The following is a 15,427-nucleotide window of genomic DNA, read 5'->3' on the forward strand; positions in this document are numbered from 1 at the left end:
GCGGACCATCGCCGGCCCGAAGCATGGTGTCCGAGATTAGACCGCTCCAATGGTTCCGGTCAAGAACGACAACTGTTGTGCAACGATCTGGGCGGGGCGCGCCGGCGGGCGGACGGCGTGCGGGTTCCGGTGCGGCTGCGGCTGGGGCTGCGGCTGCGGCTGCGGCTGCGGCTGCGGCTGCGGCTGCGCACCCTTCCCCTGCGGCCGCGGGCCGGTCCCCCCAGGACCACCTGCCCGCGACCGCGGCTCAGTCGACGCCCTCCGGCGCCGGCGGCGCGAGCCGCTCGATCGTCGCCGCGACGCGCTCCGCCACCGCGACCTGGTCCGGTCGGACGGCGTCGAGGACTGCGGCGTCGGACGCGGTGACGTGCAGGAGACGAGACCACTGCGCGTCGTACAGGGCACGTCGGTAGCCGGAGGACTCCTGGCAGGCCACGTCGTGCTCGGCGAGGGCGGTCTCGGCGTCCGTGATCGTGCCCTCGCGGAAGTTCAGCCCGTAGTCCATGAGCATCGACTGCGAGGGCAGGTCGCTCGGTGTCTCGGGCAGGTCGACCAGACCGGCCGTGCTCATGCAGCGGTGCCACCCACCCGTGGTCGCGATGACGGACGGATCTTGCCGGGCGTCGGCGGCGGCGAGGGCCGTGAGCCGCTCGGCCACTGCAGTGCTCTGCTCGACGCCGCGCTCGTTCGTCCCGAGCGCCTGACGGGCGTGACGCCAGCAGGCCTCGACCGCTCCCTCCGGCGCTGCCGCGATCGCCGCCGTCCGATCGGGAGAGTTGGCCCACGCCCGCCTGGCCTGGACGTTGGCGCCGATGGTCGAGATCGCGTGGTACCCGCGGCGCTCGACCAGGGCGGGAAGCAGTGGCTTCGTCGTCGCGAGCGCCGGCGCCACGTTACCGCGAACCCCTGAGTCGTCCGCTTCGCTCAGCGCTCGGAGCCCCGAGACCGTCGCCCACGGTGGTGCCCCGTCGATCCCGAGCCGCTCGAGACAGGGCGCCGCGACCAGTTCCTCGGCGTAGGACATCGTGTCGACCGCCGGTCCGACGTAGCCGTCGAGCGGCATCGACCACGTGTCGAGGTCCCGATCGGCGGTGGGGCGGACGGCGTGGTCGGCGGGCTCCGGCAGGCTGTGCAGGACCGCTCCCCCGAGACCGGCGACGACGAGGACGAGGGTGCCGGTCTTCGCGGCACGCTGGGTGATGCGCATGGTTCCCCCTAGGCGCGGACGAGGCCGCGTTCGTGTGCGGTGATGACGACCTGGATCCGGTTCCGGAGTCCGAGCTTCGTCAGCACCGCGCGGACGTGGGTCTTGACGGTGGCCTCGCTGAGGAACACCGACGACGCGATCTCCTGGTTGCTCAGGCCCTTCGCGACGAGCAGGAACACCTCGCGCTCCCGCGCGGTCAGGACGTCGAGCACCTCGTCCGCACGCGGGGTCTCGACGAGGGTGCCGTCGGCGCGGAGCAGGTCGAGTGCCTCGGTCTCGGTCGGTGCCGGGCGCCCCTCGTGCACGTCGCGGATCGTGGTGAGCACGACCTCGGGCAGCGCGTCCTTCGTCAGGAAGGCCGCGGCCCCGGCGCGGAGGGCCGCGAGCACGGCCTCGTCCCGCCGGATGGTCGTGAGCACGACGACCTTCGGGCGGTCGCCTCCGCGTGCGGCCAGTCGTGCCGTCGTCTCGATGCCGTTCAGCACCGGCATCCGGAGGTCCAGGAGCAGGACGTCCGGCTCCGCCTCCGCACAGAGGGCCAGTGCAGCGGTGCCGTCCGCCGCGGTGCCGACGCAGGTCATGTCGTCCTGGGCGTCGACGAGCATCCGCATCCCGGAGGCGAACAGGGGCTGGTCGTCGACGACGGCGACGCGGACCTCGCTCACCGGGTGCCCTCGGCGGGCAGCCACCCCGTGACGACGAACTCGTCCGGCTCGTCGCCCACGCCCGCGCGGAGCCAGCCGCCCGCGAGACGGGCGCGCTCCCGCATGCCGTTCACGCCGGAGCCGACGCCGTCGAGCCGGACGAGCGGCGCGTCGCCGCGCGAGGTCACGACGATCCCGAGACCGGCTCCGCGCCAGTCGAGCACCACCCGCGCTGACGCGGTCCGGCCCTGGTGCTTGAGCACGTTCGTGAGGCTCTCCTGCACGATGCGGTGCACGGCACCGCCGACGGCGGTCCCGAGCGACACCGGGTCGCCGTGCTGCTCGAAGGACGCCTGCATCCCGAGTTCGCGCATGTCCTCGACCAGGTCGGGGACGTCCGCCAGCCCGTGCACGGCGTCCGGCCCGGAGCCCTGGATCCGTTCGACGAGCGACCGCACGTCGCCGAGGGCGTTCCTGCTCACGTCGGCGATGTCGCGGAGGGCGGTCGCGGTCGGACCGTCCGGACCCGCGACGGCCGCGGCGCCCTGGGCCTGCGACACGACCACCGCGAGCGAGTGCGCGAGCGAGTCGTGCACGTCGCGGGCGATGCGCGCTCGGTCCTGCTCCGCACGGAGTTCGGCCGTGGTGACCTCGGTCTCCCGCTCGGCCTCGACGACGCGGACGCGGGCGAGGCCGATCCGCCACGCGGCACCGACCGCGACGCCGACCGCCCACGCGATCCCGCTCGCGCCGGCGAGCGCCAGGGTCAGCAGGACGAGGTCGTTCCGTGTGCCCGAGCGCGAGGCCGTCCAGTTCCCCCACACGTCGGGGTCGGCCACGGTCGGCACCGCCATGGCCCACGCCGCGGCGGCGCTGGCGAGCCCGAGGACGGGCACCGCGAGCCACCGCAGCAGCCCCGACCGGCCGGCACCGACGAGACCGACGACGATCGCGACGGCCAGGTAGGTCGGCCACGTCGTGGCCTGCGGTCCGGGCAGCAGGTGCAGCGCCTGGAGCAGCGGCACGACCACGACGAGCCCGAGCGCCGTGGCGGGCATCCAGTTCGCCAGACCGATCGCGACCGCGAAGGCGCTGACGACGAGCACGTGGCCGGTCAGGTCGCTGCGGCCGGCCTCCGCGACGATCCACAGCACCAGGTACACGGCGCCGGCGGCGGGAGCCAGGAGGTGCCGTGCCCGGCGGCGCAGGAAGGAGGTCATGTCGGCGAGCGTAGGGCGGGCGTCGCCACCGCAGCGACCGGACGACGACGCTTTCATCCGCGGGGATGAGGACCGGCCCTGCGTCAGCGCCCGACGTCGCGACGGTGCCGCTGCGCGGCCCGCAGCAGCTACCGGGCACGGTCGCTCGCCGCCTCCGCCTCGTCGCGGGTCCGCTCGGCACGTCCGACCGCGGCCGTCGCCTCGGCGAGCTGCCGTTCGAGGTCCGAGCGGTGGTCCTCGGCCGCCTCGAGGTCGGACTCCGCGGCGTCGAGCGCGGCGTCGGCGTCGCGGGACTCGCTCCGGGCCACCGACTCGGCCTCGCGGGCGGCGCGGCGTTCCGCCGCCGGATCGGCCGCCGGCGTCGGCTGTTCCTCCGACTCCGGTTCCGCTCGCGGTCCGGGGTCCGGCCGGGAGGCGCGGCTCGCCTCCCGCGTCCGCCTCGCGCTGGTGATCGGGATGGGTTCGGCGTCGGTGCCGGACCACGCATCGGGGACGGCGTCCGGGTCGGCGAGCGCGCCGTCGAGGTCGACCGCCTCGAACCCGGCGCTCTCGAGGGGTCGGACGAGCAGTCCCGAGCGGACCGCGGCACCGGCGTGCGGATCCGTCATCGCGGCCTCGATCGTGGCGCGGACCTGGTCGAGCACCGCCGACGTCGCCGGGTGCCCGGCGTGCGAGGCCAGGTCGGCGCCGGCCTGCGCGAGTGCCGTCACGACCGCGCCGCGCTGCTGCCGGAGCTGCCGGATCGCCGCGGGGTCCGCGTCGGCCTGTGCCTGCCGGATCGCCGGGCCCAGGTCCACGGCCTCGTCGAGGGCACCCTCGTGCGCGAGCAGGTCGACCACCCAGGCGGCGGGCGCGGGCTTCCGCAGGCCACCGATCCTGGTGGCCAGCGCCCGGTCGTCCTTCCGCACGGCACGCTGTCGCGCGGTGCGCTCACGCACGAAGTCCGCGGGCGCGACGAGTAGCAGTTCCCTCGCCACCTCCGCGAACTCCACGCACCCAGCATGCCCGGCGCTGCGGGAGCCGCTACCAGTCGTGGACGGTCCCGTCGGCCAGGCGGTTGAACGGCAGGTACGCCTGCTCGTAGGGGTACTTCCCGGCCTCGTCGACGTCGAGCGTCACGCCGAGACCCGGCTCGTCGCCCGGGTGCAGGAAGCCGTCGGTGAACGTGAACGTCTGCCGGAACACCTGGTTCGTCCGGGGGCCGTGCTGCATGTACTCCTGGATGCCGAAGTTGTGGATCGCCAGGCCGAGGTGCATCTGCGCCGCGAGTCCGACCGGCGAGATGTCCGTCGGTCCGTGGAACCCGGACTTGATCTGGTACATCGCCGCGTAGTCCATCGTCTTGCGCAGCGGCGAGATCCCGCCCATGTGCGTGACGGCACCGCGGACGTAATCGATGAGCTGGTCGCGGATGATGTCCTTGAAGTCCCAGATCGTGTTGAAGACCTCGCCGATCGCGAGCGGCGTCGTGGTGTGCTGGCGGACGAGCTTGAGCGCCTCCTGGTTCTCGGCGGGGGTGCAGTCCTCGAGCCAGAACAGGTCGTACGGCTCCAGGCTCTTGCCGAGCTCGGCGGCCTGCAGCGGGGTCATCCGGTGGTGTCCGTCGTGCAGGAGCGGCAGCTCGGGGCCGAACTCGTTCCGCACCGCCTCGAACACCGTCGGCACGTGCCGCAGGTAGGCGCGGGTGTCCCAGTCCTCCATCGCGGGGAACGCCCCGCGCTGCGCCGGCTCGAAGTCGTAGCGGACGCCCGCGTTCCCCGCGGTCGTCCTGTTCGAGGCGATGCCGTAGATGCTCTCGAGCCCGGGGACGCCGGTCTGGACCCGGATGGACCGGTAGCCCTCCTCCTGGTGCTCGCGGATCGAGTCGAACAGCTCGGGCAGCTCCTTGCCGGAGGCGTGCCCGTACGCCATGAGTCCGGTCCGGGAGGCGCCGCCGAGCAGCTGGTAGAGGGGCATGCCGGCGACCTTGGCCTTGATGTCCCAGAGCGCCATGTCGACCGCGGCGATCGCGGCCATCGTGACCGGACCGCGTCGCCAGTACGACGAGCGGTAGAGGAACTGCCAGGCGTCCTCGATGCGCGAGGCGTCCCGACCGGCGAGCAGCGGCACGACGTGCTCGGTCAGGTAGGCGGCGACGGCGAGCTCCCGGCCGTTCAGCGTGGCGTCGCCGAGCCCGGTGACGCCGTCGACGGTCGTGATCCGCATCGTGACGAAGTTCCGGTCCGGGCTGGTGACGACGACCTCGGCCCGGTCGATCAGCTGGCCGCGGTCGGTCGAGGCCCACGTGTCCGGCCGTCCCGACCCCGCATCGCTCGCCGGTCCCCCGTCGCCCGCGCCGGGGAGAGGTGCGGCCGGGTTCGTGGTGCTCGCGTGGCTGGCGTCGGTCATGCGGGGACTCCTTCGTCGGCGGGACCGCGGAGCGTGCCGCGGCGGTGCGGGTGCGGTCACGGCGAGCGCGACGTGCACGTCGAGTCTGCCCCGGGGGCGCCGGGATCGCCACGGGATGAAGCGCGGAGCACCCGACGCACTGCGAAACTCGACATGTCATATGTGGGATTGTGGTCACCGGGAGCCGCTCGGAGTTACAGATGGACGGCCCTGCACCCCCGACCGAGGAGCGTCATGCCCCGTCAACCTGTCCCCCTCCGCTCCGCGGCAGCGGTCGTCGCGCTCGCCGTCGGGCTCGTCCCGGTCGCGCCCGCCGCCGCTGCGACCGCCACGCCTGCCGCGAGCGCCACGCCTGCCGCGACCGTCGGACTCGCCCTCGACGTCGCCGCGGACGGTCGTGGCCCGTTCACCCCGGACGACGGACCGGCTCGTGACTCCGGTCCCGCGAACGGCGTCGTCCGCACGGAGGACTCCGTCACCTACCGGGCGACCGTCAACGCGGACGGTGGCACCGCGCACGACGAACGCTTCGTGCTGGACGCCCCCGACGGCACCAGCTGGGACGGGGTCCCGCTGCCCTGCCGCGGTCCCGGTTCGGCGATCACGGGCCGACGACTCACCTGCGTCCTCGGCGACGTCGCCGGAGGGCACGCCGTGGCCGTCCCCGTCGTGCTCCACGTCTCCGGCGACCTGCGGAACGGCGACCGCATCGCCGTGACCGGCACCGCCACGGCGGACGACGCCGACACGACCGCTCCCGTGACCTCGGCGACCACGACGGTGTCCGCTGCTCCACGGTACGACCTCAGCAAGCAGGTGGTCGGCTCCGTCCTGACGACCGACGCCCCGGGGCCGGACGGCACCCCCGGCATCCGGCTCGTCTACCCGATGACCGTGGACTGGCAGTCGCCCGTCCCCGGGCAGGGCGTGCTCGGCTTCGAGCGGAGCACCGGTGACATGACCTTCACCGACGACGTGTCCCGCCTGCTCGGCGACCGCCCGTCCGGCGCGGTGCTGTGGAACGGCGGTCGCCCCGCGTGCGGTCGGAACGGCGAGGACGGTGTGCAGTTCGGCGGTCTGCCGGGTGGTCGCGGCGGCGGGGACCGCGCGGTCGTCGACTCGGGCACGATCACCTGCACGCAGTCCGGCCCGGGTGCCGACGTCGGCGTCACGATCACCGGTGCCGTCACCGACGCGTCGCGGATCCCCACCCGGAGCGTCACCGGCGGGCCGATCAGCGGCGGCGTGGAGCCCTACGTCGTCAGCGGCTGGATCAGCCTCTGGATGCCCACCCCGACGGTGACGACCTCGGTCGAGTCCGTGAACACCTACACGGCGCTGCAGACGACCTCGGTCGGCGGGGCGCCGAACTTCGGCGGCGGCACGGAGCCGACCGCGGACAACCACGCGTCGCGGAACCTGGTCGAACTCGGTCCGGGAACCGCTGGCAAGCGACTCTGGCGGCTCGGGGACGACGGCACCACGACCACCGCGGGCTCCGCGAGGGAGGGCGATCCGTGGGCGACCGGCGGCACCCTGCTCCGGAGCGACGTCGCGATGACGAACACCGGACTCGCGGCGTACCGGGACGCCGCACTCTGCGACACGTTCGACCGCCGCACCCAGCGCCTCACGGCCGTCGGGAAGCGCGCTCCCGCGTGGACCACCGGGTTCGACCACGCCCGGGTGCAGTACGCCGCCTTCGACATGGCGTCCCCGGCGCAGGGCCAGGTGCAGACGTGTGACGACGCGGACGGCCCCTGGTACGACGACCCGGACGACGTCCCCGGCGGGATCGCCGCGGTCGGCGCCGTCCGGGTGACCGGTGACCTGCGCGGTGGCGGCAGCGGCGGGCTGTACTCGACCGTCACGACCCGTCGCGCCGCCGACGGCACCCGTGCGTACGACTTCGGGCACGCCCACTTCGGCGACCAGCGTCCCGGGTGGGTGCACGACCAGCAGGACCCCGTGCTCGGTGCCGGTGGGCTGGCCGACAGCGTCGTGCTCACCGAGGACCTGGCGCGCGTCGGCAAGGTCGTCGTCGACCCCGGGCACGACGCCGACGACACCCCGGACCGGACGGACGCGGTCGTCCCGGGCAACACCGTCGACTTCGCGCTCCGACCGACCCTGACGAACGGGTTCGCCGACGGGGAGCCGACCGACGTCACGGTCCGCGACGTCCTCCCGCCGCACACCTCGTACGTCGACGGCAGCGCGTCCGAGGAGCCCGTGGTCGACACGGTGGGGTCCGCCGACGGGCAGCGGCAGCAGCGGCTGACCTGGACGCTGCACGACGTCCACCCGAACTCGCGGATCACCCCGATCACGTACACGGCCGAGGTCGACGGGTCGGCGCCGGCCGGGTCGATCACGAACACCGCCACCGTGGCGGCGCCCACCGACCGGTCCGACGAACGCTGGCGCACCGCCCATCGCGGGCTGCAGGTCGTGACGACCGGCGGGGTCGGGGTGGAGAAGACCACGCCGACACCGGTGGTCGTGGCCGGGGACCACCTCGAGTGGGACCTCGGCGCCACCGACACCGACGACACGACGATCAGCGGTCTCGACCTGATCGACGTGCTGCCGCACCGTGACGACCGTCGCGGGTCGTCGTTCCACGGCAGTGTCGGGCTGGCGACCCCGGTCTCGACGGACCCGGAGGGCGACGAGACCGTGCGCTACACCGACGCGGCGCCGTCCACCGTGTCGCTCGACGGCGCCGACGCGAGCAACCAGCCCGGCGGGAGCACCCGCTGGTGCACCGGGTCGGACCTGGGTTCGGCGGGCTGTCCGGAGTCCCTCGCGGCGGTCACGGCGGTCCGCATCGAGCGTGCGGCCTCGCTGGCGAGCGGTGCGACCGTGTCACACCGCGTCGAGCTCGCGACGACCGGCGCGCGCGACGGTGACACCTACGTCAACCGGTTCGGGCTCCGGACGTCGGACCTGGCGCTGCCGGTGCAGTCGAACCCGTCGGCCGTCCGCGTCGTCGCGGGTGCGATCGGCGACCGCGTCTGGGACGACCGGAACGACGACGGCCTGCAGGACGACGACGAGCCGGGCGCCGGCGGTGTCCCCGTCACGCTGACCGGGACCGACGACCGCGGTGCGACGGTCGAGCGCTCCGTCACGACGGACGTCGACGGCGACTACGGCTTCGACGGGTTGCGCCCCGGGCAGTACCGCGTCCGCTTCACCGCCCCGGAAGGAGCGCACTTCACCGCGAGGCACGTCGGCGACGACCCGGCGGTCGACTCCGACGCCGACCAGGACGGGACGACACCGGTCGTCACGCTGGACCGCCGCTCGGGCGCGGACGGCGCCCTCGAGGGTGTGACGCGTGACGAGACCGTCGACGCGGGTCTCGTCGAGGACGACACGGCGACGGACCCCGGGCCCGGTCCGGGTGACGGCAACGGGGACGGAGTCGGCGACGGTTCCGGGTCCGGGTCCGGACCGGGCGGCGGGAGCAGCGGTCACGGCGACGGAGGGCGTCCGGTGGGTCACGGGTCGCGCGGCCCGGCCGCGAGCGCCGGGCGCCTGGCGTGGACCGGGACCAGCATCACCGCGGCGAGCGCCCTGGCGCTGGCGCTGCTCGCGACCGGCTGCACCGCGCTCGCCACCCGGCGACGGCGGCGGCTCACGACGGACGTGCCGGGCAGCGACGGTCCGGGCACGGACGACGAGGGATCGCTGCCGACCGCCCGGACGTGATCGCCGGACGGGACCGGTCCGCCGTCGGGCGGCCGGTCCCGTCGACGTCTGCGTCTCCTGCCCGCCGCGACGCGGCACGGTAGCGTCGTGGTCGTGCACGAGGACCGCGCGGACCCGCTCCCCGTCGACCGTGGGGACCGCGATCGCCGCGCCGGACGCCTGGTCGTCGAGGCCTACAGCGACCGAGCCGACGAGTACGCGCAGGTGCTCGGCTCGATGCACGCCGTGCACCCGGCGGACCGGTCACTCGTCGAGTCGTGGGCGGACGGGGTCACCGGCACCGTCCTGGACGCCGGGTGCGGCCCGGGGCACTGGACGGCGCACCTCGCCGGACGGGGGCACCCGGTCGTCGGTCTCGACAGCGTGCCGCGCTTCGTCGAGCTCGCCCGCGCGGCGGCACCGGACGTGGACTTCCGGGTGGGCTCCTTCGAGACCACCGGGTTGCCGGGCGACTCGATCGGCGGGGTGCTGTCCTGGTACTCGCTCGTGCACCACGCCCCCGACCGTGTCCCGGGAGCGCTGGCCGAGTTCCGCCGGGTCCTCGTGCCCGGAGGCGGCTTGCTCGTCGGCTTCTTCGCGGGCGAGGCGCTCGAGCCGTTCGACCACGCCGTGACGACCGCCCACCGCTGGCCGGTGGCGCAGATGGCCGACGTCCTCGAGCGCGCCGGGTTCACGGTCGTCGACGTGCAGCAGCGGATCGACCCTGGCATGCGTCCGCACGCGGCCGTGTCCGCCGTCAGCCGGTGATCAGGGCTGCCATCCGGGCGTGACGAGTCCGGTCTCGTAGGCGAAGACCACGAGCTGCGCACGGTCGCGCGCCCCGAGCTTGATCATCGCGCGCGAGACGTGGGTCTTCGTGGTCATCGGGCTGACGAACAGGCGCTCGGCGATCTCTGTGTTCGTCAGCCCCAGCGCGACGAGCTGCATGACCTGGCGCTCCCGTTCGGTGAGGGCGTCGAGCGCCGGCGCCAACGAGGACGGCTTCGCGTGGGTGGCGTACGCGGCGACGAGGGAACGGGTGGCGCGGGGTGAGAGCAGCGACTCCCCCGCGTGCACGGTGCGGACGGCCCGGAGCAGCTCGGCCGGCTCGGTGTCCTTCACGAGGAACCCCGCTGCGCCGCCGCGGATCGCCTCGAAGACGTAGGAGTCCTCCTCGAACGTGGTGAGGATCACGACGTGCACGGTGTCGAGGTCGGGGTCCGCGGAGATCCGCTGCGTCGCGGCGAGCCCGTCGGTGCCCGGCATCCGGATGTCCATGAGGACGACGTCGGGACGTTCCCGTCGGACGGCCTCGACGGCGGCGTCCCCGTCGCCCGCCTCACCGACGACCGTCATGCCCGGCTCGGCCTCGACGAGCGCCCGGAGCCCCGCCCGGACGAGCACCTGGTCGTCGACCAGCACGACCCGGATCGGGTTGTCCACCGAGCTCGTCGTCGGGCTCACCGTCGGGCCGCCGCATCGGTCGTGGCCGGGGTGCCCGGGGCGACGGTGACGGGCAACCGTGCCGCGATCCGCCAGCCGGACGCCGTCGGTCCCGCGGCGAGGGTGCCCCCGACGGCGTTCGCACGCTCGCGCATGCCGATGATCCCGTTGCCGGACGGGCCGAGCAACGGGGCGACGGACGGTGCGCCGGTGGCGCGGTCGGGTGCGGCGGTGTCCTCGACGACGAGTTCGACGACCTCCGGACCGATCCGGACCGCGATGACGGCGTGGTGGTCGTGCGCGTGCTTCATGACGTTGGTCACCGATTCCTGGACGATGCGGAAGGCCGTGCGGTCGGTGGTGCGGTCCAGCGCCGCGGGGTCGCCGTCCACCTCGGCGCGGAGGTCGACCCCGGCCGCTCGTGCCCGTTCGACGAGGTCGGGCAGGCGGTCGAGACCCGGCACGGGGTTCCGCTCGGGCTCGGCACCCGCCGACGCCGACGCGGACGCGGTGCCCGGATCGCCCTGGCCGTCCACCGAGCGCAGGACGCCGAGGATCGTGCGGAGCTCCACCAGGGCGTCGCGGCTGGTGTCCCGGATGTCGGCGAGCGACTGCCGGGTGCGGTCGGGCAGGTCGGCACCGAGGTGGAGCGCCACTCCCGCCTGCAGGTTGATGAGGGACATGCTGTGGGCGACCGAGTCGTGGAGCTCGCGGGCGATCCGCACCCGCTCGTCCCGTGCTCGTCCCTGCTCCGCCGCGGCTCGGCGCCGACGACGCTCGGCGGCTCGGTCGAGTCGGACCCGGACGAGCTCGGAGACGGACAGCGTCACCGCCACCCAGGCGACCGCGAGGAAGACGCTGTCGAGTCCGCGGCCGGACCCCCGTCCCAGCACGTCGTCGGCGGTCGGGAGCACCGCGGCGGCGATCGCCATGACGACGACGACCGTCTTCCGGCGTCCCCGGAGCCAGGCGTTGGCCGCCGCCATCGTCAGGGCCGCGACGAAGGGGCCGCGCGGGCTGACGAGCACGGCGTAGCCGACGGTGGTGACCAGGGTGACGAGCAGCACCGCGCTGGGCCACCGCCACCGCCACGGCAGGACGACGACCCCGGCGACGAGCAGCGCGATCGCGACCGGACCGGGCTGTGCCGCATCGGACACCGCCGCGCCGAGCCCGTGCGGCATCCAGGGCGGTCCGCCCCCGGCACCCGCGGGCGCACCCGCCGGGAACCGGGCGGCGAGGAGCGTGCCGCCGACCTGCACGACGGCGACCGGCAGCACCCGTCCGACCCGTGCGAACCGACGGACGCCGCGCGCACGGTCGTCGGAGACCGCGAGGGGGTCGGCCGGTTCGGATCGCATGCCCCGAGCCTAGGGTCGTCCCGCCGCGGTGCCGTCGGACGAGGGCAGGAGCTGTGGACTACTCCCCGGGGAGTACGCGGCGGCGGTGGGGAGGCCTCCCTACGACCGCGGGAGGAGCGGGAAGTGGGCCTCGACGGCGGACGCGGGACGGGCCTCCCGGCCGCCAGGCTGACACCGTCACCGATCCCGGTGACGCACCACGACCGGAGGCCACCATGCACACCGCACTCTCGACCATCGCCGCCGTCGGCCCCTACGGGCACGGCGGCGGGTTCCCCTTCCCCGTCTTCCCGCTGTTCTTCCTGCTCGTGTTCCTGGCAGCGGTCGTCGTGTTCGGCGTCCTGCGCCGCGGCAGCTGGCGCGCCCGCTCCGACGCCCGCGCGGTGCTCGCCGACCGCTTCGCTCGCGGCGACATCGACGCGGAGGAGTACCGCTCGCGGCTGTCGGAGCTCGGCCGGAAGTGACGTCCGGCGGGAGCTGACGCTCAGCCGGAGGTGACCGACAGCGCCGACGTGATCGTCGCCACGGTGTCGTCGACCGACCCCTCGATCGACACCGCGACGGCGGCCTCGTCGGGCTCCGGCCGCTCGAGCGTCGCGAACTGCGAGTCGAGCAACGAGGACGGCATGTACTCGTGGTGGCGGTGGGCCTGCCGGTCGGCGATCAGCTCGTGCGAGCCGTCGAGGAACGCGATCACCAGGTCCGGCGCGGCCGCCCGCAGCCGGTCGCGGTAGACACGGCGGAGCGCGGAGTTCGCCATCACGCACCGGTGCCCGGAGGCCTGGAGCTCGGCGATGCGCGCGGCGCACGCGTCCAGCCACGGCCACCGGTCCTCGTCGGTGAGGGGCGTGCCCTGCCGCATCTTCTCCTTGTTGGCCGCGGGGTGCAGGTCGTCGGCGTCGACGAAGGTGCTCGGCTGGCCCTGCTCGGCGAGGGCGTCGGCCAGTGCCTGCCCGATCGTCGACTTGCCGGAGCCGGAGACCCCCATCACGAGCACGGGCGGGAGGACGTCGCGGTCGGTCATCCCTCCACAGTACGGGCCGTCCGGTTCCCGTCCACAGTTGCTGCGACACCCGTGCCGTCCCAGGGCTGCGGTCGTACGGTGGCGGGAGGACCGCAGGCCCTCGAGACCCAGGACGAAGGAGACGACGTGGCAGAGAACGAACAGCCCGGAGACGGCGGCAAGGCGAACATCGGCGTGGTCGGCCTGGCCGTCATGGGGTCGAACCTGGCCCGCAACCTCGCGTCGCGCGAGGGCAACACGGTCGCGGTCTACAACCGCACCTACGCCCGCACCCAGGAGCTCGTCGACGAGCACGGGGACATGGGCTTCATCGCTTCCGAGGACATCGACGGCTTCGTGGCCTCGCTGTCGAAGCCGCGCACCGCGATCATCATGGTGCAGGCCGGCAAGGGCACCGACGCCGTCATCGGGCAGCTCGCCGAGCGGTTCGAGGAGGGCGACATCATCGTCGACGGCGGCAACGCCAACTTCCACGACACCATCCGCCGCGAGCACGACCTGCGCGACAAGGGCCTGAACTTCGTCGGTACCGGCATCTCCGGTGGCGAGGAGGGCGCGCTGAAGGGCCCGTCGATCATGCCCGGCGGCTCGGACGAGGCCTGGGAGACCCTGGGACCGATCCTGAAGTCGATCGCCGCGGTCGCCGAGGGTGAGCCGTGCGTCACCCACGTCGGCACCGACGGTGCCGGACACTTCGTCAAGATGGTCCACAACGGCATCGAGTACGCCGACATGCAGCTCATCGCCGAGTCGTACGACCTGCTGCGCCGCGTCGGTCGGCACTCCACGGACGACCTGGTGAAGGTCTTCGAGCAGTGGAACGAGGGCGACCTCGAGTCGTACCTCATCGAGATCACCGGCGAGGTCCTCAAGCAGCAGGACCCCGAGTCCGGCAAGGCCCTGGTCGACGTCATCCGCGACGAGGCGGGCTCGAAGGGCACCGGCGTCTGGACGGTGCAGAACGCCGTCGGACTCGGCGTCCCCGTGTCCGGCATCGGCGAGGCGGTCTTCGCCCGCGCGGTGTCCTCGAAGCCGAGCCAGCGCGCCGCCGTGCAGCAGGCGTTCCCCGACCGCCCCGACGTGGTCGACGTGCCGGACGGGTTCGAGGACGACGTCCGCGCGGCGCTCTACGCGTCGAAGGTCGTCGCGTACGCGCAGGGCTTCGACCTCATCATCGCGGGGGCGAAGGAGTACGACTGGGACATCTCGCTCGGTGACATGGCGAAGATCTGGCGCGGCGGGTGCATCATCCGCGCGCAGTTCCTCAACCGCATCGTCGAGGCGTACGACAAGAACCCCGAGCTCGAGTCGCTGCTGGTGGACCCGTACTTCGCCGACGCGGTCAAGGAGGGCGAGGCCGCCTGGCGTCGCATCGTCGGGATCGCTGCCGCCTCGGGCGTCCCCGCACCGGGCTTCTCGTCCGCGCTCGCGTACTTCGACTCGCTCGCGTCCGACCGGCTCCCCGCGTCGCTGATCCAGGGGCTGCGCGACTTCTTCGGCGCGCACACCTACCAGCGCATCGACAAGGACGGCACGTTCCACACGCTGTGGTCGGACGACGACCGCCGCGAGGTCGAGCAGGAGCCGTCCACGCACTGAGCCGGTCTCCTTGCACGCACGGCGCAGGCCTCCGTCGGACGACGGGGGCCTGTGCTGTGCCGACGACCCGGCTCGGACGCCCGTCCGGCTCAGGCGACGATGCGCTCCCGGGCCAGGTCGGCGACCAGCCGGGTGAGCCGCGGCCCCCGGCCGAGCAGCCGCCGCGAACCGGGAGCCGCCCGGACGAAGAAGGTCGCCACCGCGGCGGTGTCGTCCGGCCGCACGTAGTGCATCGCGACGGCGCTCGCGTTCCGCTGGCCGGTCACGTCCTCGATCCCGACGTGCACCATCCGGCTCCAACGGATCACGAGCAGCCGCGTGGCCCGACGCTCCTCGAGCTCCCACAGACTGGCCTCGGTCGCGCCGAACGCCCACGTCACCCGGTCGCCGAGCGTCACCTCGGGACGGGCGTCGTGCACGTCGGCACGGAGTTCGGGTGTGGGGGCGGCCGGGACGAGCCAGACGGTCGGGTCGATCCGCCGGATCGCGAGGGCGAGGGCCTCGTCGGCGCGACGACGACGCACCGACCGGGCGCGGACGACCGCGACCACGACCGCCGCGACCCCCACCGTCACGGCGACGGCCTCGGCGATGCCGAAGAAGGTGAGTCCGGTGTGCGGGGCGGACGCGACGACGACGATGCGGCTGACGACGAGTGCGGTCCAGATCCCGAGCAGGACCCAGCGCAGCACCGCGAGGCGCCGCGCGACCGGACTCGTCGGGCGTGACGGACGCCGAGGACCGCGACGGGCTCGGCGGTCTGGTCGGTCCAACACGCTCCCGATCCTCGCACGGCAGTCGCCGGTGCCGCTGGCCCGCCGCCGTGAACGCTCGACGAACCCGGC

At 73.9% G+C, this 15,427-nt stretch carries 13 protein-coding genes; 4 read left to right on the top strand and 9 right to left on the bottom strand.

The features are described from left to right. Positions 1–247: 247 nt before the first annotated feature. From QUG92_RS04470 to manD, 5 genes are all read right to left on the bottom strand, one after another. Complete coding sequence (locus QUG92_RS04470; protein WP_289457808.1) at positions 248–1,207, bottom strand: hypothetical protein; 960 nt, start codon at positions 1,205–1,207, stop codon at positions 248–250. 8 nt (positions 1,208–1,215) lie between these two features. Beyond that, a complete protein-coding gene (locus tag QUG92_RS04475) occupies positions 1,216–1,872 on the bottom strand; it encodes a response regulator transcription factor (protein ID WP_289457809.1) in 657 nt (218 codons plus the stop codon). Then, complete coding sequence (locus QUG92_RS04480; RefSeq protein WP_289457811.1) at positions 1,869–3,071, bottom strand: sensor histidine kinase; 1,203 nt, start codon at positions 3,069–3,071, stop codon at positions 1,869–1,871. Before QUG92_RS04480 ends, QUG92_RS04475 begins: the two co-directional genes overlap by 4 nt. Before the next feature lie 128 nt (positions 3,072–3,199). Next, on the bottom strand, positions 3,200–4,063 hold the full coding sequence (locus tag QUG92_RS04485) for a hypothetical protein (protein WP_289457812.1): 864 nt from the start codon (positions 4,061–4,063) through the stop codon (positions 3,200–3,202). 31 nt (positions 4,064–4,094) lie between these two features. Next, the gene (gene manD / locus QUG92_RS04490) at positions 4,095–5,459 is read right to left on the bottom strand and encodes a D-mannonate dehydratase ManD (protein WP_289457813.1); all 1,365 of its coding nucleotides are present in this window, start codon (positions 5,457–5,459) and stop codon (positions 4,095–4,097) included. 234 nt (positions 5,460–5,693) lie between these two features. Here manD and QUG92_RS04495 point away from each other — a divergent pair, with 234 nt between their 5' ends. Continuing rightward, positions 5,694–9,176 carry an SdrD B-like domain-containing protein gene (locus tag QUG92_RS04495; RefSeq protein WP_289457814.1) on the top strand — a complete coding sequence of 1,161 codons (3,483 nt, stop codon included), beginning with the start codon at positions 5,694–5,696 and terminating at the stop codon, positions 9,174–9,176. A gap of 93 nt (positions 9,177–9,269) precedes the next feature. Continuing rightward, complete coding sequence (locus QUG92_RS04500; RefSeq protein WP_289457815.1) at positions 9,270–9,923, top strand: class I SAM-dependent methyltransferase; 654 nt, start codon at positions 9,270–9,272, stop codon at positions 9,921–9,923. Here the strand turns inward: QUG92_RS04500 and QUG92_RS04505 are convergent, their stop codons facing one another. Next, positions 9,924–10,598: a response regulator gene (locus QUG92_RS04505; RefSeq protein ID WP_289457817.1), complete on the bottom strand. Its 675-nt coding sequence runs from the start codon at positions 10,596–10,598 to the stop codon at positions 9,924–9,926. Between the two features lie 17 nt (positions 10,599–10,615). Continuing rightward, positions 10,616–11,959, bottom strand: coding sequence for a sensor histidine kinase (locus QUG92_RS04510; RefSeq protein ID WP_289457818.1), 1,344 nt, complete (start codon positions 11,957–11,959; stop codon positions 10,616–10,618). A gap of 215 nt (positions 11,960–12,174) precedes the next feature. Between QUG92_RS04510 and QUG92_RS04515 the strand changes: the two genes are divergently transcribed. Next, positions 12,175–12,423, top strand: coding sequence for an SHOCT domain-containing protein (locus QUG92_RS04515; protein ID WP_289457819.1), 249 nt, complete (start codon positions 12,175–12,177; stop codon positions 12,421–12,423). Between the two features lie 20 nt (positions 12,424–12,443). Here the strand turns inward: QUG92_RS04515 and QUG92_RS04520 are convergent, their stop codons facing one another. Beyond that, on the bottom strand, positions 12,444–12,983 hold the full coding sequence (locus QUG92_RS04520) for a gluconokinase (protein ID WP_289457821.1): 540 nt from the start codon (positions 12,981–12,983) through the stop codon (positions 12,444–12,446). A gap of 126 nt (positions 12,984–13,109) precedes the next feature. Between QUG92_RS04520 and gnd the strand changes: the two genes are divergently transcribed. Next, a complete protein-coding gene (gnd, locus tag QUG92_RS04525; RefSeq protein ID WP_289457823.1) occupies positions 13,110–14,582 on the top strand; it encodes an NADP-dependent phosphogluconate dehydrogenase in 1,473 nt (490 codons plus the stop codon). A gap of 89 nt (positions 14,583–14,671) precedes the next feature. Here the strand turns inward: gnd and QUG92_RS04530 are convergent, their stop codons facing one another. After that, positions 14,672–15,274 (bottom strand): hypothetical protein, encoded by a 603-nt coding sequence (locus QUG92_RS04530; RefSeq protein WP_182045475.1) that lies wholly within the window; start codon positions 15,272–15,274, stop codon positions 14,672–14,674. Positions 15,275–15,427: the final 153 nt, after the last annotated feature.

Source organism: Curtobacterium citri (assembly GCF_030362955.1).
GTDB lineage: Bacteria > Actinomycetota > Actinomycetes > Actinomycetales > Microbacteriaceae > Curtobacterium > Curtobacterium citri.

What these genes read in the sequence shown, in the direction of transcription:
- QUG92_RS04470 (WP_289457808.1), bottom strand. Translation starts at nt 1,207, where the DNA reads ATGCGCATCACCCAGCGTGCCGCGAAGACCGGCACCCTCGTCCTCGTC.
- QUG92_RS04480 (WP_289457811.1), bottom strand. Translation starts at nt 3,071, where the DNA reads ATGACCTCCTTCCTGCGCCGCCGGGCACGGCACCTCCTGGCTCCCGCC.
- manD (WP_289457813.1), bottom strand. Translation starts at nt 5,459, where the DNA reads ATGACCGACGCCAGCCACGCGAGCACCACGAACCCGGCCGCACCTCTC.
- QUG92_RS04495 (WP_289457814.1), top strand. Translation starts at nt 5,694, where the DNA reads ATGCCCCGTCAACCTGTCCCCCTCCGCTCCGCGGCAGCGGTCGTCGCG.
- QUG92_RS04510 (WP_289457818.1), bottom strand. Translation starts at nt 11,959, where the DNA reads ATGCGATCCGAACCGGCCGACCCCCTCGCGGTCTCCGACGACCGTGCG.
- QUG92_RS04515 (WP_289457819.1), top strand. Translation starts at nt 12,175, where the DNA reads ATGCACACCGCACTCTCGACCATCGCCGCCGTCGGCCCCTACGGGCAC.
- QUG92_RS04520 (WP_289457821.1), bottom strand. Translation starts at nt 12,983, where the DNA reads ATGACCGACCGCGACGTCCTCCCGCCCGTGCTCGTGATGGGGGTCTCC.